This is a genomic window from Pollutimonas nitritireducens (assembly GCF_002849615.1).
In the GTDB taxonomy this organism is placed as follows: domain Bacteria; phylum Pseudomonadota; class Gammaproteobacteria; order Burkholderiales; family Burkholderiaceae_B; genus Pollutimonas; species Pollutimonas nitritireducens.
Genome location: NZ_PDNV01000004.1, coordinates 327,594 through 349,431 on the forward strand (window position 1 = coordinate 327,594; position 21,838 = coordinate 349,431).

General features: G+C 55.5%; 18 protein-coding genes. 7 read left to right on the forward strand and 11 right to left on the reverse strand.

Annotated features, from left to right (window positions below; genetic code table 11):
- Positions 1-12 precede the first annotated feature (12 nt).
- Positions 13-2,697 (reverse strand): alpha-ketoglutarate dehydrogenase, encoded by a 2,685-nt coding sequence (gene mdeB, locus CR155_RS07865; protein ID WP_102069428.1) that lies wholly within the window; start codon positions 2,695-2,697, stop codon positions 13-15.
- 138 nt (positions 2,698-2,835) lie between these two features.
- Here mdeB and CR155_RS07870 point away from each other — a divergent pair, with 138 nt between their 5' ends.
- Positions 2,836-3,315, forward strand: a complete 480-nt coding sequence (locus CR155_RS07870; protein WP_102069429.1) for an Lrp/AsnC family transcriptional regulator — start codon at positions 2,836-2,838, stop codon at positions 3,313-3,315.
- A gap of 328 nt (positions 3,316-3,643) precedes the next feature.
- On the opposite strand, the gene CR155_RS07875 is transcribed toward CR155_RS07870, so the two are convergent.
- From CR155_RS07875 to CR155_RS07900, 6 genes are all read right to left on the reverse strand, one after another.
- Positions 3,644-5,137, reverse strand: coding sequence for a class I adenylate-forming enzyme family protein (locus CR155_RS07875; RefSeq protein ID WP_158238243.1), 1,494 nt, complete (start codon positions 5,135-5,137; stop codon positions 3,644-3,646).
- Positions 5,138-5,186: 49 nt separating this feature from the next.
- A complete protein-coding gene (locus CR155_RS07880) occupies positions 5,187-6,572 on the reverse strand; it encodes an MmgE/PrpD family protein (RefSeq protein WP_102069431.1) in 1,386 nt (461 codons plus the stop codon).
- A gap of 25 nt (positions 6,573-6,597) precedes the next feature.
- Positions 6,598-7,776 (reverse strand): acyl-CoA dehydrogenase family protein, encoded by a 1,179-nt coding sequence (locus CR155_RS07885; RefSeq protein ID WP_199171702.1) that lies wholly within the window; start codon positions 7,774-7,776, stop codon positions 6,598-6,600.
- 77 nt (positions 7,777-7,853) lie between these two features.
- Positions 7,854-8,795: a hydroxymethylglutaryl-CoA lyase gene (locus tag CR155_RS07890; RefSeq protein ID WP_102069432.1), complete on the reverse strand. Its 942-nt coding sequence runs from the start codon at positions 8,793-8,795 to the stop codon at positions 7,854-7,856.
- A 28-nt stretch (positions 8,796-8,823) separates the two neighbouring features.
- Positions 8,824-9,627: an enoyl-CoA hydratase/isomerase family protein gene (locus CR155_RS07895; RefSeq protein ID WP_102069433.1), complete on the reverse strand. Its 804-nt coding sequence runs from the start codon at positions 9,625-9,627 to the stop codon at positions 8,824-8,826.
- Positions 9,614-10,822 (reverse strand): CaiB/BaiF CoA transferase family protein, encoded by a 1,209-nt coding sequence (locus tag CR155_RS07900; protein WP_102069434.1) that lies wholly within the window; start codon positions 10,820-10,822, stop codon positions 9,614-9,616. The genes CR155_RS07895 and CR155_RS07900 overlap by 14 nt, the downstream gene beginning before the upstream one ends.
- Before the next feature lie 95 nt (positions 10,823-10,917).
- On the opposite strand from CR155_RS07900, the gene CR155_RS07905 reads away from it, so the two are divergent.
- Together CR155_RS07905 and CR155_RS07910 are read left to right on the forward strand one after the other, a co-directional pair.
- Positions 10,918-11,880, forward strand: coding sequence for a Bug family tripartite tricarboxylate transporter substrate binding protein (locus CR155_RS07905; protein WP_102069435.1), 963 nt, complete (start codon positions 10,918-10,920; stop codon positions 11,878-11,880).
- A gap of 65 nt (positions 11,881-11,945) precedes the next feature.
- Positions 11,946-12,794, forward strand: coding sequence for a fumarylacetoacetate hydrolase family protein (locus CR155_RS07910; protein ID WP_102069436.1), 849 nt, complete (start codon positions 11,946-11,948; stop codon positions 12,792-12,794).
- Between the two features lie 118 nt (positions 12,795-12,912).
- Here CR155_RS07910 and CR155_RS07915 read toward each other — a convergent pair whose 3' ends face one another.
- Together CR155_RS07915 and CR155_RS07920 are read right to left on the reverse strand one after the other, a co-directional pair.
- A complete protein-coding gene (locus CR155_RS07915) occupies positions 12,913-13,659 on the reverse strand; it encodes a GntR family transcriptional regulator (protein WP_102069437.1) in 747 nt (248 codons plus the stop codon).
- A gap of 297 nt (positions 13,660-13,956) precedes the next feature.
- Complete coding sequence (locus tag CR155_RS07920) at positions 13,957-14,931, reverse strand: LysR family transcriptional regulator (protein ID WP_233214026.1); 975 nt, start codon at positions 14,929-14,931, stop codon at positions 13,957-13,959.
- 119 nt (positions 14,932-15,050) lie between these two features.
- Here CR155_RS07920 and CR155_RS07925 point away from each other — a divergent pair, with 119 nt between their 5' ends.
- The 4 genes from CR155_RS07925 to CR155_RS07940 all read left to right on the forward strand — a co-directional run bounded on the left by CR155_RS07925 (position 15,051) and on the right by CR155_RS07940 (position 19,155).
- The gene (locus CR155_RS07925; protein ID WP_102069438.1) at positions 15,051-16,154 is read left to right on the forward strand and encodes a hypothetical protein; all 1,104 of its coding nucleotides are present in this window, start codon (positions 15,051-15,053) and stop codon (positions 16,152-16,154) included.
- A gap of 17 nt (positions 16,155-16,171) precedes the next feature.
- Positions 16,172-16,768 carry a UGSC family (seleno)protein gene (locus CR155_RS07930; RefSeq protein WP_233214028.1) on the forward strand — a complete coding sequence of 199 codons (597 nt, stop codon included), beginning with the start codon at positions 16,172-16,174 and terminating at the stop codon, positions 16,766-16,768.
- Positions 16,769-16,868: 100 nt separating this feature from the next.
- The gene (locus tag CR155_RS07935; protein WP_102069439.1) at positions 16,869-18,095 is read left to right on the forward strand and encodes a CaiB/BaiF CoA transferase family protein; all 1,227 of its coding nucleotides are present in this window, start codon (positions 16,869-16,871) and stop codon (positions 18,093-18,095) included.
- A gap of 79 nt (positions 18,096-18,174) precedes the next feature.
- A complete protein-coding gene (locus tag CR155_RS07940; protein ID WP_102069440.1) occupies positions 18,175-19,155 on the forward strand; it encodes a Bug family tripartite tricarboxylate transporter substrate binding protein in 981 nt (326 codons plus the stop codon).
- Positions 19,156-19,385: 230 nt separating this feature from the next.
- Here the strand turns inward: CR155_RS07940 and CR155_RS07945 are convergent, their stop codons facing one another.
- Both CR155_RS07945 and CR155_RS07950 read right to left on the reverse strand, forming a co-directional pair.
- On the reverse strand, positions 19,386-20,753 hold the full coding sequence (locus CR155_RS07945) for an MmgE/PrpD family protein (protein WP_158238244.1): 1,368 nt from the start codon (positions 20,751-20,753) through the stop codon (positions 19,386-19,388).
- 90 nt (positions 20,754-20,843) lie between these two features.
- On the reverse strand, positions 20,844-21,827 hold the full coding sequence (locus CR155_RS07950) for a Bug family tripartite tricarboxylate transporter substrate binding protein (protein ID WP_102069442.1): 984 nt from the start codon (positions 21,825-21,827) through the stop codon (positions 20,844-20,846).
- Between the last annotated feature and the right edge of the window lie 11 nt (positions 21,828-21,838).

Sequence of the window (21,838 nt, forward strand, 5' to 3'; positions counted from 1 at the left end):
GGTAGATTGCACTCACTGAGCCTTCTGCCCCAAACTGATCAACGCTGCATTCACCACCGCCTGCGCATCCACATCAAAGAAGCGCCGCAACTTCGCGCGCGTGTCGCTGCGTCCGAAGCCGTCGGTGCCCAAGGTAATATATTCCCGTCCGGCCGGCAGGTAGGCGCGTATCGATTCGGGAACCAAACGTACGTAGTCGGTGGCGGCAATTATGGGCCCGCCGCTGTCTGCCAACTGCTCTGCAATAAAGGCCTGGCCTTCCAAGGGCGTGTTCTCCAAGCGGGCGGATTGATAGCGCTGCCCATCGCGCGCCAGTTCGCTCCAGCTTGTGATGCTCAGCACATCGCTGGTAATACCCATTTGCGCCAGTGTCTCTGCGGCCTTGATGACTTCAATCAATATTGCACCAGAGCCGAGTAATGTGACGCGAGTGGGCAAGCCGGCGGCCTTCCCGTTCGCGGCCGTGGCGGCGCCCGCGGCTTCAAAGCGCGCGAACCGGTAGGCGCCGCGCAAGATGCCATCGCCCGAGTCTTCAACCAAGGCGGGCTGGACGTAATTCTCATTCATCGTGGTGATGTAATAGAACACGTCTTTCTGATCGACCAGCATATCGCGCATGCCCTGGTCGACGATAACGGCCAACTCACAGGCAAATGCGGGGTCGTAGGCCTTGCAGTTTGGAATGGTGCTGGCGACGAGGTGGCTGGTCCCGTCCTGGTGCTGGAGTCCTTCGCCCGCCAGGGTAGTACGTCCCGAGGTCGCACCTATCAAAAACCCCCGTGGACGCTGGTCGGCGGCCGCCCAGATCAAATCGCCGACGCGCTGGAAGCCAAACATCGAGTAGTAGATATAGAACGGAAGCATCGCCGTACCATGGACGCTATAGCTGGTGGCGGCGGCTACCCAGCTGGATATCGCGCCGGCTTCGCTAATACCTTCCTCAAGAATTTGCCCATCGATGGCTTCGTGGTAGTGCAATATCGAACCGATGTCTTCAGGCTCATATCGCTGCCCTACACTGGAGTAGATTCCAACCTGCTTGAACAGATTGGCCATGCCAAAGGTGCGCGCCTCGTCAGCCACGATAGGAACAATGCGCGCGCCCAAACCATCGTCTTTAAGAAGTGCCCCTAACAGGCGTACGAAAGCCATGGTGGTCGACATTTCGCGGCCGCTTTCCGCAAGCGCGAATCGACCGTAACGCTCCAAATCAGGAACAGGTACGATGGCGACCTCAGTATTTCGTGCAGGCAGGTAGCCGCCCAACGAATTACGTTTGGCATGAAGATATTGCATTTCCGGGCTGCCAGCCGCCGGTTTGTAGAATTCGAGTCCCACGACTTGCTCATCGGTCAAAGGCAGCTTGAACCGGTCGCGAAACGCAATCAAATCACCGGCATCCAGCTTTTTATGAGAATGCGTGGTCATGCGACCTTGGCCGGCGCTGCCCATACCGTAGCCTTTTTTGGTATGGGCGAAAATAACGGTGGGCTGACCTTTATGTTCAGCTGCCGCGGCATAGGCGGCATAGATCTTCACGACATCGTGACCACCGCGCCGAAGCCTGTCGATTTGCTCGTCGCTCAAGCCTTCAACCAATCGCTTCAACTCGTCATTCTGACCAAAGAAATGATCGCGGTTATAACGGCCATCCTTGGCGGCAAACGTCTGCATCTGGCCGTCTACCGTCCGGGATAATGCCGAAGTCAGTGCGCCATTATGGTCGCGGGCAAACAGACCATCCCAATCACTCCCCCACAGCGTTTTAATGACATTCCAGCCGGCACCGAGAAACAGTTTTTCCAACTCGTCAATGACTCTGCCGTTACCGCGCACCGGACCATCGAGCCGCTGCAGATTGCAGTTGACGACCCAAACCAGGTTGTCCAGGCCTTCCCGGGCAGCCAGCGTCAGGGCGCTCATGGATTCGGGTTCGTCCATTTCACCATCGCCAAAGACACCCCAGACCTTGCGGCCCTCGCAACTGATCAGACCTCGATGGGTCAGATAACGCATGAAGCGGGCTTGGTAGATGGAACTGATGGGACCTATGCCCATGGAGCCAGTGGGAAACTGCCAGAAATCCGGCATGAGATAGGGGTGAGGATAGCTGGACAGCCCCCTCGCGCCGTGGCACGGGCCTTCGAGTTCCTGCCGGTAATGTTGCAGGTCGGCCTGCGTAAGCCGTCCTTCCAAAAAGGCGCGGGCGTAGACGCCTGGTGCGCTGTGTGGCTGAAAAAACACCAGGTCGCCGCCATGCCCGCCTGCGGTGTGTTCGCGGGCGTGGAAAAAATGATTAAAGCCCACCTCGAACAGATCAGCCGCGCTGGCATAGCTGGCAATGTGGCCACCCAACTCGCCATAAGCTGCGTTCGCGCGCACCACCATGACCAGCGCATTCCAGCGCATGATCGCGCCCAGTTTTTCTTCCAATGCCAAATCGCCGGGGAACGGGGCTTGCCGATCTACCGCAATGGTATTGACATAAGGTGTTCCCAGGGGGGCGTTCCATGCGATTCCGGCACTGGAAGCCAGCTTTTCCAGCTCGCCCAGCATGAAGCCGGCGCGTGCAGGCCCATGTGCCGCCAATAATGACTGGAACGCCTCGCGCCACTCTGCCGTTTCCTCGGGATCGATGTCGATAGTGGTATCGCTGCGATCGTGTGTGTAATGTGAAAGAGAAAGTGATGCGTTCATGGGAAGCTCCAGCACAGTTTGAGCGTCGGGACGGACTATATAGTGTGTACAAGCTCGCCCAAAATGTGCTATCAAAATCGACATGATTTTGACCTAAATTCAGCATAAAATGCTGCAAAACAGCATGAATGCAAAATAATGAAGCTCGATACGATAGATCTCCGAATTCTTGACGAACTGCAACAAGACGGTTCACTAAGCAATGTCGAACTGGCAAAGCGCGTGCATTTGTCCCCGTCGCCCTGTTTGGCACGCGTCAAAGCGCTGGAAAGCGCTGGAATTATTGGACGCTATGTTGCCCTGGCCAACGCCGCCGCGCTGGGTTTGGGATTAAACGTCTTCATATCCATCAGCCTGAAGTCGCAAGCAAAGCAAGCCCTGGCCAATTTCGAGCAGCGTATCGTCGTACACGACGAAGTTATGGAGTGTTATTTAATGACAGGCGATTCAGACTATCTGATCCGGGTCGCTGTTTCCGACATTGCCGCGCTCGAGCGCTTTATCCTGGAGCAACTCACACCCATTCCCGGAATCGAGAAAATTCGCTCCAGCTTCGCGCTCAAGCAAGTTTCGTATAAAACGGCGCTTCCGCTGACGAACTTGCGGCGGGATGGGTAGGTCTGGAAGGATGAATCGTTGAAATCAACGTAGAGGTAGTTCGGGAAGGTTAATCGAAACATCCGCTGCCGGACGCCGAGCTAGGAAAGTCTCGGTACATGCCAACTTGCTAGGCTCGTGACTGCGTATGCGCACAACTCGCAGTGCGCGCTCGCCAGGCTTCAGATGAAAGGATCGAGCAACCATCTACCGGCCGATACAGATCCGAAATCAAGGTCCTTGCGTATGTCCTTACGTCCGCGGTCTAGGAGTTGGTCAATCAATGTGATTAGCGACACGCTCGGCACTCCACATGGTCATGAGCCTCCGCGTCGAAAAGAACAAATTGTTATCTTGTCTCAGTTCCCCTGAATTCCAGAACGGGGTACGGCCCATCTATCAGAGTATAGTTGGCCATAATCCAGTCTCTGGTCGCTCGTCTGTCGACTTTACCCGCGGGTGTTCTGATCATACTATTCATCGCGACATATAAGCGTGGTCGCTTGTACTTGGTGAGGTGCGTCAGCGCATTCATAAGACCCGTAGCCGAATTGGAAGTCTTATCGCGCGGCACGTAGGCGCAAACAATGATCTGCGTCCAGTAGCTGGAAGGCAAGCCTAAGACACAAATCTCCCTGGCCGCATCTTCTATGGAAAGCGCCGCTTCGATTTCATCGGGGCTCACCATATACCCGCCCGTATTGATCACATCTGAAGTACGCCCGGTAAGCCACAGGCGCCCAGCTTCGTCAAAATACCCTCGGTCACCCGTTTCGTGCCAATCGTTTGCCGTTTGGGGAATAAATCCTGACTCCGTTAGATACCCATCATAACCATGTTGTGAGCGAAGGAGAATTTCACCGGAATCTGACAATTTCACTTCGACACCGGGACCAAGATAGCCCGTACACGTTCCTGCGGAAGGATCGTTTGCGGCATACACCTCATCAGCTTCCTGCGGATCGAGCACACTGATGGGATTCAGATTCTCGCTCTTTCCGTAAGTGATGCGGACGGATTTGCCGAAAATCGCAACGGCCTTCTGATACGTACTGACTGGCAATGGCTGCGTACCCGAATAAACGCACCGCACATGCAGGAAGGTGTCTCCATCCAATGCCTCTGCCACTTTGGCGAGAACCGAGGGCGGCGCAAATAGCGCATCGATCTCGCGGACCTGGAGGCCGCTGCGCAAGCGTGCGCTGTCAACACCAGCCATAAGAATGACACAACCACCGCAATCAAGGTAGGCTCTTGCCAAGCTTGAGGCTCCATGCACATAGGGCGTCATCAAGGCAATGCCTCCGCTGGCGTCCGGCCGATAGGACAATACACTGCGTAATACGGTGGCGGCCATCCACCGTTTTTGCTGCGTATATACCACGGCTTTGGGCTTGCCAGTGGAGCCGGACGTAAAGATGATGCGGGCTTCTGTACCACCTCGTACCGCCGGCAACGGAAGGTCCGGCATTGGGGCGCTTTGAAGCGAAGCATCATCGAAGACCAGCGTCTCGATGCCCAGGTCGGCCACGCGCTCAAGTAAAGCAAACTCGGTAATCAGGAGGTCAAACGGTGCGATTTGCAGGCACCACTGAAGATCCGATTCCGAATAGGCGGGATTCAGATGCACGATGCACCCGCCAATGATGGACAGCGCGTAATCGGCCACCACAGCGGGTATGCCGTTGCCTAGCAATACCCCTATGCGTCGTCCAGGGCGGTGCTCAGGTGTGCAAAGCACCGCCGCTAACGCGTGCGCTTTAGCGCAAAGCCCCGAGTACGTTAGATCGTTAGCGCCGTCCTGCACAGCAATCCGGTCGGCATAGCGTCGCCCCAAAGTCACGAGATCCGATGACCAAGGAATTAGTGCTTCGCACCTTATCATGTCAACCTCATTGTATGAAGAGGAACGAGACATCCTCGCAAGCAGCCATCGCGCCAAGCTTGACGAAAAGCGCATCCGGGTCGAGTCGCGACACCCGACCAGTAGCGAGTTTCTCCTCGGCGGCGAAACGCTGCAGGCAATCATCGAACTTCTTTTGCAAAGATTCGGCAGTGACGGGGTTCTCGGCATGTCCGCGGGGGTATAAGACGTCGCCGGAGTGTAAGGTCTGCCTATCCTTCAAATCGATTCGTACCTCATCGTACCGGGAGAAGGTAGGATCGCCCGGATCAGGCTCTTCAATACACCAAGTATCGACCTTTTCGTAGAAATTCTGGATGTGAGGGCGCGTAACGTACTCATCAGTCAGCTGGGACAACGAAACAGAGCGCTGGTCCATAGCAGCCGCGATCGCAAATTGGATTGAGAACTTCGCTTCGAGGCCAGTCTTGGGACTATTATTACGCAGCATGGCCAACTGTGAGCGCCCCAGGCCCACACCCACGCGTACGACGTCTTCAAACTGGATATCGTAAGCTGTAGCAAGATCGATAGCGCCATCGATTGCTCGGTGAGCGCCATAGCAAACGGGATACTGCTTAATGCAGAGGCCGTGGCGGGAAATCTGCCACGCGCCGCCCCTCAGTATTGGGGATAGCCGATCAGCTCGACCTTCAGGCGAGATGGCATTCACAAAGCCGGAATCGTGCTCCAGTGCGTCGTGCGAAGCCGTGAGTCCAAGACTCGTGTATTCATTCGCCTCAAATGCCAGCGAGGCTGCGCGGCCGGCATGCAAGGGTTTCGTCATCGTTCCAAAATTAGATACCAGTCCGCTTGAAAGGCTAGCCGCGACTGCAAGCGTAGTAGCGATATCGTGTGCGTTGGTTTGGCGCATATATGCAATAGCGGCTGACGCAGCGAGTACGCCATAGGCGGCCGTGGGGTGCCATCCCTTGGTATGCAGGGGGTCAGGCTCACGGCGAAAGAGCTCTGCCCAAACTTGATAACCAATGACATACGCCTCGAGGCATGTCCGACCTGATCGTCTTGTGGCAAGCCCCTCGCAGAGAATGCTCGGAACCAAGACTGCGCTCGGGTGGCCGGATAAAGCCACGTCATCAAAATCAAGCGCATGAGCGGCCGTGCCGAAAACGAGAGCGGCCAGGGATGCAGGCAAGGCATCTGGCAACCAGGGTAAGGCGCAAAGTCCACTGTCTGCTATCGAACGCTTTCGGGCGAATGCCAACGCTTTTTGAGACGCGTCCTCATGCGCCCCGGCAAACGCGGTGGCAATGGTATCCATAAAGCCGAGCCCTGCGGCTGTGAGCGCGGCATCGTCAATGTCCTGCGACCGAGCATCAGCCACCAATCTTGCAAGTTCTAGGGTCAATCCCATTCTGCTTCCTTATCAGTATTAATGCCTAAAACGACCGGTGCATACCCAGTACATGCTGCCCAACATAAGAGAGAATCAGGTTTGTCGATATAGGTGCGATTTGCAGCAGACGTGCTTCCCGCCACTTGCGCTCCACATGGTATTCACTCGCGAATCCGAATCCGCCATGCGTTTGCAGGCAAGCTTCACCTGCATGCCACGAGGCTTCCGACGCCAGCAGCTTGCCGATATTGGCGTCCTCTCCACATGGCTTACCCTGCTCGAATAGCGTTGCGGCTTTGCGCAGCACCAGATCGGCCGCGCGCATCTCCGTGTAAGCCCGGGCGATTGGAAACTGGATGCCCTGGTTCATGCTGATGGGACGATCGAACACTTGGCGTTCGTTGGCATATTTCACAGCGGTGTCAATAAACCAACGCGCGTCGCCTATCGCTTCTGATGCGACCAGGATGCGCTCCGCGTTCATGCCATCCAGGATGTAACGGAAGCCTTTTCCCTCCTCACCGATCAAGCTGTCCGCAGGTATTTTGAGATTGTCGAAAAACACTTCCGTGGCGTTGTGATTCACCATCGCCTTCAGCGGTCGTATTTCAAGCCCCTTGCCTATCAGCCCACGCATATCCACGAGGAACACTGACAGCCCATCGCTCTTCTTCTGAACCTGGTCGTAAGGAGTGGTCCGGGCAAGCAATAGCATGAGATCGGATTGCAGTGCGCGCGACGTCCACACCTTCTGTCCGTTGATAATGTAGTGATCGCCCTGGCGTTCTGCACGGGTTTTGAGCTTGGTCGTGTCTGTGCCACTGGTGGGTTCCGTTACACCGAAAGCCTGAAGGCGAAGTTCCCCATTGGCGATCTTGGGGAGGTACATTTGCTTTTGTTCGTCGGAGCCATGGCGCAGGAGTGTTCCCATCGTATACATCTGGGCATGGCATGCTCCGGCATTGCAACCCGAGGCATGGATTTCCTCAAGGATGACAGCGGCGGCCCTTAGCTGCATTCCGCTCCCACCGTACTCCTCCGGTATGAGTGCCCCCAGAAATCCTGAATCCGTCAGGGCCCGCACAAATGCCTCCGGATACTCGCGCCGTTCGTCTAACTCGTTCCAGTAGGTACCGGGGAAGTCGGCGCAAATCCTTTTTACGCTCTCGCGGATGTCAGTGTAATCATCGCCCACTTCCATCATGGTCAGTTCTGTGGTCATTCTATATATTCCTCTATCCGGCACAACGGCTAACCGCCGAGTGCAGTGATGTTTTTGTATTCGAGCGGAGCTTGAAACTAAGCAGCGGCGCTGGCTGTCGCTGGGGAGAAACCGCGAGGCAGACCCGCTCGTGATATGGCACCATCCAGGCGCAGATTAGGCAGACTCTTGGTCACCACGTCGCGCACACCAATCAGCTTTTCAATGTCAATGCCGGTGCGCAAACCCATGGACTCGAGCATATACACTGCGTCTTCCATCACGATATTGCCACTGGCGCCCGGCGCGAATGGACAACCGCCCATCCCCCCAAGGGACGCATCGAAGTGCCTGACGCCTGTTTCCAGCGCCGCCGCCAAGTTGGCAAGTCCGGTACCTCGGGTGTCATGAAAGTGCGCGGCCACGGGTATGTCGCCGGCTTCAGCCAGCACTGCGCGGAATACCTGTTTGACCAATGCAGGGGCGGCATAGCCCACCGTATCCGGGATAATGAGCTCGTCCGCGCCCGCTTCGAGTAAGGCGACCGTCCACCGCACGACTTCCGAAATCTCAATCTTGCCCTCATATGAGCAACCCAGCGCGGTTGCAAGACCACCGCATATCACCGGTCTTTTATGGGACGGGATTTCTCGAGCGCTTGCAACGATACTGCGGAACTCTTCGAGGGACGTTTCACGGCTGCGACGAACATTTTTCTGGTTGTGGGTCTCGCTGACCGACATTACAAAGTTCAGCTTATGTACACCAAGTTCGAAACCGCGCTGGGCCCCTTTGATGTTCGGAATAAGGGCGGCGACTTTCAGCCCCACCACGCTCAGTGATTCACGTGTAACCGCTTCCGCGTCAGCGAATTGGGGCAATAGTTTAGGAGGCACATAGGATGTCACCTCGATCTCCGGCATTCCGGCATCTGCTTCAGCGCGTATCCACCGTAGCTTGTCCTCAGTTTCCACAAAGTCGGTTATTCCCTGGATTCCATCTCTCAGGCCCACCTCGCGCATCACTACATCTCGTTCCACGTCTTTCTCCTGTTTTTACACTATATGTTTACTTGCCCTGAAAGATCGGCTTTCGCTTTTCGTTGAAGGCGAGTACGCCTTCAACGCGATCTTCTGTATCCACCAAATGGTTGTAGGCCTCGACTTCGAACCGCAGCGCAGTACGCAGTTCCATCTCCCCGCCGTAGCGGACAGACTTCTTGATTTGCCGTACCGAAAGTGGCGCATTCTCTGCAATGCGAGCCGCCGTGTCGAGCGCCCGCTCGACAGCCGTAGACCCATCACAAATTTGGCTTACCACCCCCCATTCCAAGGCCTGTTGTGCCGTGAACGGGGCTCCTGTCATTAAAATTTCCTTTGCACGCCGCTGCCCCACTGCTCGCGGCAGCAATTGGGTGCCTCCCGCGCCCGGCATGATGCCCAGCGTGACTTCTGTTAGTGCGAACCGGACGTCCAGGTCGGCGTAAATGAAATCGCAAGATAGAGCCAGCTCTAATCCGCCGGCATAGGCATGCCCATTAACCGCTGCAATGACCGGCAACGGCATATCGATGAGAGTCCAATACATACGCTCGAACAATTCGTGCTGCCGTTGCCACGTACTCTTGCTCATACCATTACGCTCTTTCAGGTCGCCACCCGCGCAAAAGATACGATTGCCGCTACCTGTAAGGACAACGCAGCGATAGTCTTCACTATCCGCGGTCAGTCGATTCCATAGATTCAGCAGATCGTGGCCCATCTGGGTACTGATCGCATTGCCAGATGCGGGCCGATTAAGAGTGACCTGCAAGACATGGGCGCGAGGTCTTGCCAGCTCGATGGTGTCGTAGTGTTGGTCAACTAGGGACATTGTTGCGTACCTGTAGTATCGATAAATAAGGGTCAAGGATGGAGGAAGTGTCCGCACCTAGAACTGGCGATGCACTTCTGGGAACGGGGCGATGCCCGTCATAGCTGATAGGCAATCCGAGGACGGGCATCGAACAACCGGGAAGAGTCTGGATTAGACCAAGCGCGGCCGTTTGTGGATGCTCGAGCATCTGCATCACAGTATTGACCGGCGCTGCAGGAATACCCGCCGCCTCCATGGAAGCCATCCATTCGGACGTAGATTTAGTCGCAAAAATGGGATCGAGCAATCCATACAATTCGGCTTGATGCAAAACTCGCGCCGGGTTGTCACAAAACCGCTTATCATCAGCCCATTCTGCGCGACTTAGGGCGACAGCCAGTTTGCGAAACAGGCTATCACTGCCTGCGGCGACCACCACTTCGCCATCAGTGGTGGTATAGGCCTTATAGGGAACGATGCTGGCCGCGCCGGAGCCGTACCGGCCGGGCGAAATGCCGGTAACCGAGGCCTGAGCGGCGATGATCGACATCCATGTGGCTGATGTCTCGAAAAGCGAGACATCGACAAGCGAACCCTGCCCAGTCGCGACGCGAGACTGTAGAGCGCTGAGAATCGCTATTACGGCCCACATTCCGGTGCCCATATCGACGATAGACGAGGCAACCCGCACCGACGGCCGCCCTTCCTCCCCGGTGGTGCTCATGATCCCGCCGAACGCCTGCATGAGCGGGTCATAGCCGGGGCGGTCCTTCAGTGGCCCCTTGCTGCCGAACGCGCCCATGTTGCAGTACACAAGAGACGCTTTGCGGGCACGCAACGATTTCGCGTCCAACCCTAGATCGTCTACCTGGCCCGGGCGTAAATTTTGAATAACGACATCGACCTCGGCGTCAATAAAGTGGATAAGTGCATCGACTTGGTCGGCGTCACGCAGTGAGCATATGATCGACTGTTTGTTCCGGTTGAGCGCCTGGAATATCGCAGAGGTTTCATCTATGAACGGTGGCCCCCATCCGCGCGCATCATCGCCGCTGGGCTTTTCTACTTTCACTACCCGTGCGCCTAAATCCGCCAGAATCTGGCCTGCGAACGGTGCGGCAACACTATGCCCGAGTTCGAGTACGGTGAGATCGCGATAAGGCAGCTCCAAGGTGTCGGCGGCCGAATGGGGAGGTTGCTCGCATGGTTCCATGTCTTTCTCATTTTGATTTGTACGTATATACTTTACACGAACTTGATTTATACGTACATTACAATCTGCCATTCAAAACACATAGGAGACAACAAATGAAGTTCATGCAAATCGCAGCCCTTGCCGCCATGACTTGGTGGGGGAGCCAAGCTGCAGCGGCCTACCCAGACCACCCCATCAAAGTGGTCGTCCCGTTTCCGGCCGGACAAACGACAGATATCCTGGCACGCGCGATGGCGGACGAAATGGCCAAAGTTGTCGGCCAGCCCATCTACATCGAAAACAAAGGCGGTGCTGGCGGCATTATTGGAATCGAGGCGGCCAAGCGCGCTCCTAACGACGGATATACCGTGTTGATCGCATCCAGCGGCCCTTTAGCCATCAATCCGAACCTGTACAAAGACATTCCATATCAGACAATGGAAGACTTCGAGCCGGTTGCGATGATTCTGGAGGTGCCTCAGTTTCTGGTTGCCCGAAGCGACTTCCCGGCCAAGAATCTCAACGAACTCATTGAGTTGGTAAAAAAGAATCCCGAAAAGTATAACTACGCGTCGGGCGGCGTCGGACTCACCAATCACCTCACCATGGAGATGCTCAAGAACCAGACCGGCATGGAAATCCGGCACATCCCCTACCGAGGAGCGACCGCCGCGCTGACAGGCCTAATTGGCGGTGATACCCAGATGATGTTCGAGTCCGGCCCTGCCATCATGTCGCATGTGGAAGCGGGGCGACTCAAAATCTTCGCTGTCGGCAGCAAAAAGGGCTCTCCGCGCTTTCCGGACGTAAAGAGCGTTCATGAGGCCGGCGTCGATGGCTTCGATGCCGCAACATGGATGGCGGTCATGGTTCCAAAAGGGACATCGCCAGAAATCATTCAGACGCTCAATCGCGTCACGAATGAAGTGCTCCAGCTGCCGTCCGTGCAAGAGAAGTTCACGGCGGTCACGGCAACAGCGCGTATTGCCACAGTGGAAGAGACCCGAGAATTTCTGACGCGTGAGCTCGCCCTCTGGAAAGAAACCATCGATAAAGGAAATATAAAACCCGAATGATTGAAGGATAAAAGGGTCCGACGCGTGGGCGGCGGCCTCTTTTCTTTGTATAACCAGGAGCAGAAATGAAGTTGTTGAGGTTTGGAGAGAAAGGTCGTGAGAAAGCAGGCGCCATACACACGGATGGTTCGATACGGGATATTTCTTCGTTCGTCTCTGATATTCAAGCTCCGGAACTGAACGCGGCGTTGTTAGAGCGCCTGAAAGGCATCGATCTGGCATCCATGCCAGTTGTGAAAGCGCCTGTCAGGATCGCCGAACCGGTTGGTGGCATTCGAAAGTTCATTGCCATTGGCCTGAATTTCTATGATCATGCCAAAGAGGTTGGTGCGCCCATCCCCGAAGAGCCGGTCATCTTTATGAAGGCAAGCAGCTGTATTCAAGGGCCGAATGACCCGGTCGTCATTCCGCGCGGAGCGAGTAAGGTCGATTGGGAAGCGGAGCTAGGTATCGTGATCGGCACCCGTGCCCGCTATGTCCCGCTAGACGAAGCGCTCAATTATGTCGCCGGGTACTGCATTGTGAATGACGTCAGCGAGCGCAGTTACCAAATGGAGCGCGGCGGCACCTGGGATAAGGGCAAGGGATGCGATACGTTCGGACCGATAGGGCCGTGGCTGGTAACGGCCGATGAGATTGACGATCCGCAATCGCTCGATGTCTCGCTACTTGTTAATGGCGAGGCCATGCAATCCGGCAACACACGCACGATGATCTTTGACGTCAAAAAAATCGTCAGCTATGTGAGCGAATTCATGACACTTGAGCCGGGCGACGTCATTACGACGGGCACACCGCCAGGCGTCGGGTTAGGTATGACGCCACCCCGTTTCTTACAACCAGGCGACGTCATGACGGTGAGCATTTCAGGGCTTGGAGAGCAGCGACAGCAAGTCGTTGCTTTCGAACGTTGAACGCTCGACAGCATAACGGTAGCCATAGAGGAAAAGCCGTAGCTTGAAGCGGTTCGACTGAGACTGAAGGAAGACTAGCCACTTCATTTCCATACTGGCGGCTTTTCTTCTGTCTCGTCTATTGGCTGACATGCTCCCATTGGGCAATGAGCTGGAAACGGTCACTCAGAAAATAGTTGTCCGAAAACGTCAGCATCCTGCCCGATTCGTCATAATATGCGCGCAGCAGACGCAATGCTGGCGCGCCCTGCTCGTTCCGTAGCGACCAGGGCGCTTCTTCCGGCATCAGCGCCGCCTCAATTTTTTGCCATACGCGCCGCACCGGCAAGCTAAACCTGCTTTCCAGCAGCTCAAAAACGCTGCCTCCTTCACGTTCGACGGCCTCGCCGACGCTTTCATGCTCGGGCAATACATATAGATTGGAAAATCCGATCGGTGTATCGCTATCGGCCCGCCAGCGGCAGCATACAAAGCGTATCCATTCACCCTCGACCTTAGCGTCCAGCTGTTTGGCAAGCGACTGCGGAACCTTCACTCGCGAACGCATCAGGATGTTGAGCCGCGTCTGCGCCGTGTACTGGAGAACATCTTGAACATTGGCTACGCCAGCCATGAACTTCGACTTTGCTGACTCGCGTTTCGTCGATTTGACGAAAGTTCCACGACGGGGGAACCTCTCCACCATGCCGGCATCCACTAAGCCGCGCAACGCCTCGCGAACGGTATGACGACTAACTTGATACTGTTCAGCAAACTCTTCTTCTCGCGGCATCAGTTGCCCGACTGCATACTTGCCGGAGCGAATATCTTCCTCAAGCAGGTTACGTAACTGTAAATAACGAGGTTCTGCTTTAGTCGGTTTCATCTATTGGACACGGACTCTGTGGCGCTGTTGATGGGATTAAGTACGTTATTGTCGAAAGTTTTCGTGCCTAGCGAATATTTGTTCAGACATATTATAGTAAACGCATTTTAGCGCTTCAGATGGAAGCAACAGTCAGGTTCAGCTGTGACCTTAACCGGGTTATGAAGTATCCGTGGCCGGGCCATTTACCAGCGCACTACGGTCTAGAAAACTTTCTGCGAAATTGGATGTGCAGTCATTTTCTTGGAGCCGTTTATGACGTTGCCAAGCCTGAATGCTGTCCATACTCCATAGGGCTTAGCGCACTGACTGATATTTTGAGGCGACGTTCAGCCGTTTCCATTCGCATTCCAGCTGTTCAATTAGCGCTTCGCCAAATGGCGATTGACTACGTTCCTTGAGGGTGATCAGCCCTAGAACACGACTGATACGTGGTTGAACCAGCGGGCGAATCGAGAGGCCAATACTGAGCGCCTCAGCCAATGCACCCTCTGGGACAATGGCAATGCCAACGCCGCTGGCGACGAACTGCAACATGGTTGTGAATTGTGTCACCGTAATGTCGTGGGAAAGATTTAACCCCGCAGTTATGGCTGTTGCATCGATCAACCGTCGGGTGCGGGAGTCGGAAGGCAGCGAAACCAACTGCTGGCCCTGCAAGGCACTCCAGGAAATCTGCCTGCGTCTTTCGAGTCGATGCCCCTTGGGCAAGACAACGTGAAAATACTGTTTGCTAAGCGGCTTCTGGGCAAAGATTGGTGCAATATCATCCAGATACGTTAGGCCGATGTCTGCGACACCCGATCTTACGTTCTCAATCACATTTCCGTGCACGCCTTCATAGATATGGAGGTCGACGCCAGGACGCTCCTGCTTATAGCGCGCCACGATTGTGGGAAGTACGGTACAAGCGACTGACATCACTGACGAAATGACAACCTGGCCCCGTTGCTCGTTGGTTCGTTCCTGGACCGCTGTCAGGTATATCTGTACGTCATTGAGCACACGCTCGGCTAAAGCGACGAACTCCTTGCCGGCATCGGTGATCTCCACCTTGCGTGTAGTGCGATTGAATAGCGTCAATCCCAGCAAGCCCTCGACACGTTGCACGGTTCGCGTGAGTACCGGCTGCGACATATGCAACGTGATTGCGGCTGCGTTGAAACTTCCGTAATCGGCTACTGCCTTAATCGCGAGCAGCTCCTTGGCGCTGAAATTGAGTCGGTCGGTATGGATCATGGCGGGATAGGGAAATGACGAAGAAAAGGACACTATGCCACGCACCAAATTATTTATGTTTTTTTGACAATTATGAGAATCAATAGATTCGGATTGGCAATAATAACCGGTGTGCTTATGATGGACTCATCTTTTTAGTGCAGGAGTACAAAATGATGGGCACGGCAACACAGGGCAGTTTGGTCGAGGCTGACGTCGACTTGGTGGAGTACTACTACGAAAAGGGTTTTAGCGACGGTTTGCCCGTCGTTCCGCCCACGCAGGAAAAGGTCGATGATGTCGTGCAGGTGCTCGGCGGAGACCCCGAGCACGTAGAGTGCAAGGTAGCGCCTCGCTGGGGCGAATTGACCCGCGAAGTGCTGGCGATCAACATGGTCATGGCAGGCTGCAAGGCCTCCTACGCACCGGTCGTAAGGGCTGCCATACTGGCGCTGACAGATGCTGCCTTCAACCTGAACGGCGTCCAGGCAACGACGCATGTCGCATCTCCGCTGATCGTCGTGAATGGACCAATTACCCGCGAACTGGATATGAACGGCGGGGCAAACGCATTTGGGTCGGGTAATCGCGCCAACGCGACGATAGGACGCGCAGTGCGCTTGATTATGTTGAATGTAGGCGGCGCGTGGCCGGGAGACCTGGACAAAAGCACATTGGGCCATCCTGGCAAATACACATATTGTGTAGCAGAGAACGAAGCGCAGAGTCCTTTTGCTCCCTACCACGTGGAGCATGGCTACAAACCCGCCGAATCCACGGTGTTTGCGATCGCCGCCGAGGCGCCTCACAGTGTCACCAATCACGTATCGAATGATCCGGAAGGAATCCTGGATACCATCTGCTCGGCAATGAGCACTATCGCGTCGAACTCGGCTGTACTGGGCGGGCATATGGCCGTCGTGCTGGGGCTCGAGCATGCGAAAACCATTGCACAGCACGGCTGGAGCCGCGCCGACATCCGCAACTATATCTTCATGAACCATGGCAATCGCTTTATCGATCTAGCCTACGGTCATCGGTACGGAAAGGTATACAACCGGAACCTTCCCAAATGGTACAAGCGCGAAGACGACACGCGAATTCCCATCATTCATAGCCCCGACAACATCCATCTGTTTGTGATGGGTGGGGAAGCGGGCCGATTCTCTGCTGTCATTCCGGGATGGGGTCATATGAGCACACCCGTGCTCAAACCGATTGACCTTGACACCGTCGCCGCGGGCCCAGACTGCTCCAGCGGCACGTGCGCACTTTGAAACATAAGGATATTGCCATGTTGATGAAAACAGAAAACGGACAGGTTCGCGTCTTCGATCCACGCGGTGTCATTCGTTCCGTAACCGTGCCCACTGCTAAGCGGCATGAGCAGCTTGATGGCTTGAGGCTAGGTGTCTTAGACAACTCCAAGTGGAACGCCAACAAAATTTTGCGCGGCGCCATTGAGGCCTTGAGCAAAGAAATTGATTTCAAGGCAGTCAATTATTACGTCAAGCACAGCTTCTCCAAGGACGCCGCGCCTGAGCTGATTGATAAGATCATCGAAGAGAACGACATCGTACTGACTGCAATCGGCGACTGTGGATCGTGCACGTCGGGGTGCCTGCGCGATGCCATCGCGTTGGAAAAGCAAGGGATCCCGACCGCGGTCATCGTGACGACCGAGTTCGTCAAGGAAACGGTACTGACGCGGCAAGCGCTGGGCATGCTGGACCTGGAGCCGGTCATTATTTCCCACCCCGTCAGTTCGATCACCATGGAAGAAGTTGGGCAGCGCGTGGCGCAGGTTCTAACGCAGGCTCAGGCGGTCTGGAAAGGTACGCAAGACGGTGCGGCAGAGAAGTACCTCGAGAACCGCAGCACGCCGGATTGATCCAATTATTCGGTGTTCGCGGCCAGTTCGCAGCAGGCTTGGCTTCGCGAATACTCATCGCAGTCGGCAGCATTTTTTCCTTCACGAAAAGGGTTAGCGTATGAGCTCGCTGTCGGGATTACGAGTGCTGGATCTCTCACGGGTGCTGGCCGGTCCCTGGTGCGCACAGACACTTGCGGATCTTGGTGCGGATGTCATCAAAGTCGAACGGCTCGGCACGGGGGACGACACCCGCGCATGGGGACCGCCCTGGCGCGAAGCGCCCACGGGCGGCGAGCGGGATTCGGCCTATTTTCTCAGCACAAACCGTAACAAGAAGTCGGTCGCGATCGATTTTTCGACACCGGAGGGTGCGGCACTGCTGCGAGACATGGCTACCCAAAGCGATGTACTGATCGAGAACTTCAAGGTCGGCAGTCTAAATCGATATGGGTTGTCCTATGAAGAGCTGGCGATTCTAAATCCGCGCCTTGTTTATTGCTCCATTACGGGCTTCGGCCAGGAGGGGCCGTATGCCCGACGCGCAGGCTACGATTTTCTGATTCAGGGCATGGGCGGTCTGATGAGTATCACCGGGATTCCCGATGGGCTTCCGGGCGCGGGCCCTCAAAAAGTCGGCGTTGCCATGACCGATCTTCTGACGGGCATGTACGCAGCGACCGGCATACTCGCCGCAGTGATGGAAAGCCGACAGACCGGCCTGGGTCAGCATCTGGATATTTCGTTGCTGGATGTTCAGATTGCCAGCCTGGCAAACCAGGCGATGAACTACCTCGTGGCCGGGAAGTCGCCTGGCAGGCTGGGCAATGCCCATCCAAATATCGTGCCCTACCAGGATTTCCGCACACGCGACGGGTACATGATTCTTGCGGTGGGAAATGACGCGCAGTTCAAGCGCTTTTGTCACGCATGCGAGCACCCGGAGTGGGCAGACGATCCCAGGTTTTCGATGAATTCGGCCAGGATAGCGCACCGTGACGCGCTGATCGCGGATATTGCCGACGCCATGACGGGCCACGACACGGCCTACTGGATAGCGCTACTGGAGGATGCAGGCGTGCCTTGCGGGCCGATCAATACTATCGAAGAGACTTTTGCCGACCCGCACGTAGTGCAACGTAATACGCAGATATCAATTGATTCTCCGCAAAAAGGAAATATCCCCACAGTTGCCAATCCCATCCGCTTATCCAGAACGCCCGTTGAATATCGTTTGGCTCCGCCGGGGCTTGGACAGGATACGCGGCAGGTGCTAAGCGAATTCTTGGGACTGGAGCCGGGGGAGATCGAAGCATTGATTCAACAGCACGTCGTGGTCTGTGCCTGATGGATAGAATTTGCGCAAAGCCGACACATCAAGCGTAGCACCCTACAACAATAGCCATATAGGACAAGGAGAGAGACAAATGAAAACAATTAAGGTGGCAGCAACCCTGCTGTTTGGGATAACGATCGCAGCACAGACTGCATCTGCGTGGGCTGCAGAAGCCTATCCGCGCAAACCCATTACGATGGTCGTCCCCTTCCCGGCGGGCGGGCCGACGGACATCGTGGCCAGGATCGTCGGTCAGAAGCTTTCCGAGGACCTGGGCCAGACCGTTGTTATTGACAACAAGCCAGGCGCCAGTAGCGTGATTGGCGCAGGCCAGGTTGCTCGTGCGCCGGCGGACGGGTATACGTTGCTGCTCAACTATTCCGGCCATGTCATCAATCCATATTTGAAGAGTGATCTGCCATTCGATCCTCTGAAGAATTTCGTGCCCATCGTGGGGCTTGCATCGACGCCGCAGCTTCTCGTGGTATCGCCCAATGTTAAGGCTACATCGATCGAGGGCCTGATCAAACTGGCCAGGGCATCCAAGAATCCCCTGACCTTTGCGTCGTCCAGCATTGGCGCTCCCGGCCATCTCGCTGGCGAGCTGTTCAGCCAGTTGACGGGCATACCCCTGATGCACGTGCCATATCGTGGCAGCGCGCCAGCGTTGACGGATCTGCTGGGTGGACAGGTAGACATGATGTTCGATAGCGCGCCTTCCTCTATCGGTTTTGTGCGGGCAGGCAAGCTCAAGGCGCTGGGAGTCACGTCCGCACATCGATCAGAAGTTGCGCCTGAATTGCCGACAATGGACGAGTCTGGTCTGAAGGGATTCGCCGTGACCACTTGGTATGGCGTCTGGGCGCCTGCACATACACCTGCCGATGTAGTGGCCAAGCTCAACGAAGCGCTGAACAAGGTGCTGTCTGATCCCGGAGTAAGGGAAAAGCTGCTACAGGCGGGCGCCGACCCATTGGGTGGCTCACAAGAAAAATTCGCGGCGTTCTGCCAGTCTGAATTCGAGCGCTATGGTGCGATCGTAAAAGCCGCAAATATTAAGCCTCAGGCGTAAGACAGAGCCAGTAAAACATGACGAAGCGCGTCAAACAACTTGTCCTGGGATCGGCGCCCAGCAGGTTATAGCGCAGCCATCTATGCGGCGCGGATGCTCAATATCTTGGCCTACCGTCCGAGCAAGCTTTGTTAGGAAAAGGTTGGTCACGAATATTGCCAATTAGATTGGAAACAGTAATGTCGTCCTAAGGCCTCCGCCCAGATACTTAATTTTGAGTATTGAATACATTAATTCTGCGGCCGTAACGGAGACAGCAGCTCATCCAACTGCGCAACCTGATCTAAACGTTCCCAGTCGTTGAAAAGTTTCTCTGCGACATCCGTCTCTAGAATGCCATCCGCACAATCCATGAATTTGGCGCGTCTATCCGCCGTACTCATTGGATTTCGCGGATCGCCGGACGGCACTAGGACCTTTTGACTGAACGCCTGGCCCCGAGCGAATACGGTGACCTCTGCGGGTACCGCGTCGGCGGAGATCGCCGGCTCGAGGTCGGCACGAGGGTTGAAGCTAATACGCGGCAAAAGAGCCTGTACCCTGGGATCGTTTATCCATGCCTCGTCAAAGTGGCGCAAGGCTGCGCTACCTTCTATCGCCGCAACGGCCAAACAAAATTCCATACTGAACTTGCCTTCCAGGCCGCTCACGGGACGCGGGTACAAGAGCACCTTGTGGGCAAAAGGACTTGCATCGCAATCGATTCGCTCGATCTCCTCTAGTTTAAGATTGTGCTGATCTTTGATGGCAATCATGGCGTCAAGGGCACAGTGAGTACCGCCGCAGGATGGATAGCGCTTCAGGACGATGCCGGGTTCCGTCAATTCCCACGGTTTGCCAAGCATGACCTGGAGTCCATCAGAATCCGGAACGGTACGCGCATTCAATGTGCGAGCCCACCCGAATTCGCCTTCGAACGCTACAAGACTCGATGTGAACCCGTCTCGCGCCAACTCGGCTGAAAAAACGCCCGCACGTGCCGCATTTCCAGCGTGTAGCGGCTTGGTCATTGTGCCAAAATTGCGCCGTACCCCGCTGGCTTGCGAGGCTGCGATGCCAAGCGCCATGGCGATCTGCTTTTCGGTAAGGCGCATAAGCTTCGCGCAGGCTGCCGCCGCCCCGATCACACCGATAGATGCCGTGGCATGCCACCCATGCTCATAATGTTGCGGGTTTACAGCCCTGCCCAACTTGCCAATGATTTCCACCCCTATTGCGTATGCCTGGATGAGATCGCGTCCCGACGCCCCTTCCGTCTCGGCGACCGCGAGCGTTGCTGAAAGGACGGTTACGGAGGGATGGCCGTATAGCGACCACAGGATGTCGTCGTAGTCCAACGCATGGGCAGCAGCCCCGTTCACCAAGGCAGCTGCCTGGGCCGAGGCGCCGGAAACGCCCCCTATTATCGTGGCCTTGCCTTCACCCCCACTCGACTGAGCCACTCGTCTGACGATACGCCCGACCTCTGTTGCAGAGCCGGCAACAGTGCATCCGATGCAGTCCGAAATAGTGGTTTTCGCTGCCACCACATTGTCATTATTCAAAGCCGAAAAGTCGGTCTCTGATACGAAACGGGCCAAGACTTCACTGACTGTCATTTGCATATCTTTTGGTTGAATTGAATGTTCTATAGGAGTTGACGGAATCCACTGATAGATCAGCACGATGCGCGGCGCAAATTGATCGCATCATTTCTGGCGCTTCATGTCTGCGGCCTCGATTATCTTTTTGAACCGCGCGGTGTCATAGTTGATCAACGCGGCGAAATCCTCCGGTGTGGTCACGAAAGGATCCAGACCGAAGTCTTTCAGTTTCGCTTTGACGTCCGGAAGATTCATGATGATTCCGATTTCTTGGGAAAGTTTCTTGACAATCAAATCCGGAGTCCCGGCCGGGGCAAGGATTCCTGCCCACGTTCCTGCCTCGAATTCAGGAAGGCCTTGTTCGGCAAAGGTCGGGACGCTTGGAAGCGCCTGCGATCGAGCCTCGCCAGAAATGGCAAGTGCTTTCAAGGCGCCTGACGCCACATGCTGGATGACAGCGGTAGGAGAGCTGAAATACGCTTGCACATGACCTCCCAAAGCGTCGTTCAATGCAGGCCCAGATCCCTTGTACGGTATGACTTGAAGTTTAATGCCCGCTTCGGTATTGAAGGTTTCAGCAGCCAGATGCGTCAGACCGCCGCTATCTCCCGCCGCAAAATTGATGCTTGTCGGATTCTTTTTAGCCAAAGAGGTAAATTCGGCGATGTTATTGGCTTTGACAGAAGGGTGCGTAACCAGCACCAGTTCCAGTTTGTACAGGGTACTGACCGGTGCAAAGTCCTTTTCGATGTTATACGGCAAGGACGCCTTCATTAGAGGATTGATGGCGTGCGTATTCACGACCATCAGCAGCGTATACCCGTCGGCAGGCGCCTTGAGCAGATCCTGGGAGGCAATGACGCCATTAGCGCCTGGGCGGTTTTCTACAATAACCGGCTGTCCCAGCCGCTCTGTCATTTTCTTTCCCAGTAGCTGCGCAACTACCGTGGTGCTGCCGCCCGGCGGAAACGCCACCAGCAGGTGTATCGGTTTAGTGGGGAAAGCTTGCTGTGCGAATGCGACACCGGTTGTTGCAACAGCGACGGCCGAGGCGATAAGGCCGCGCACTATTATTTTAAGAAATGTCATGAATGTCTCCA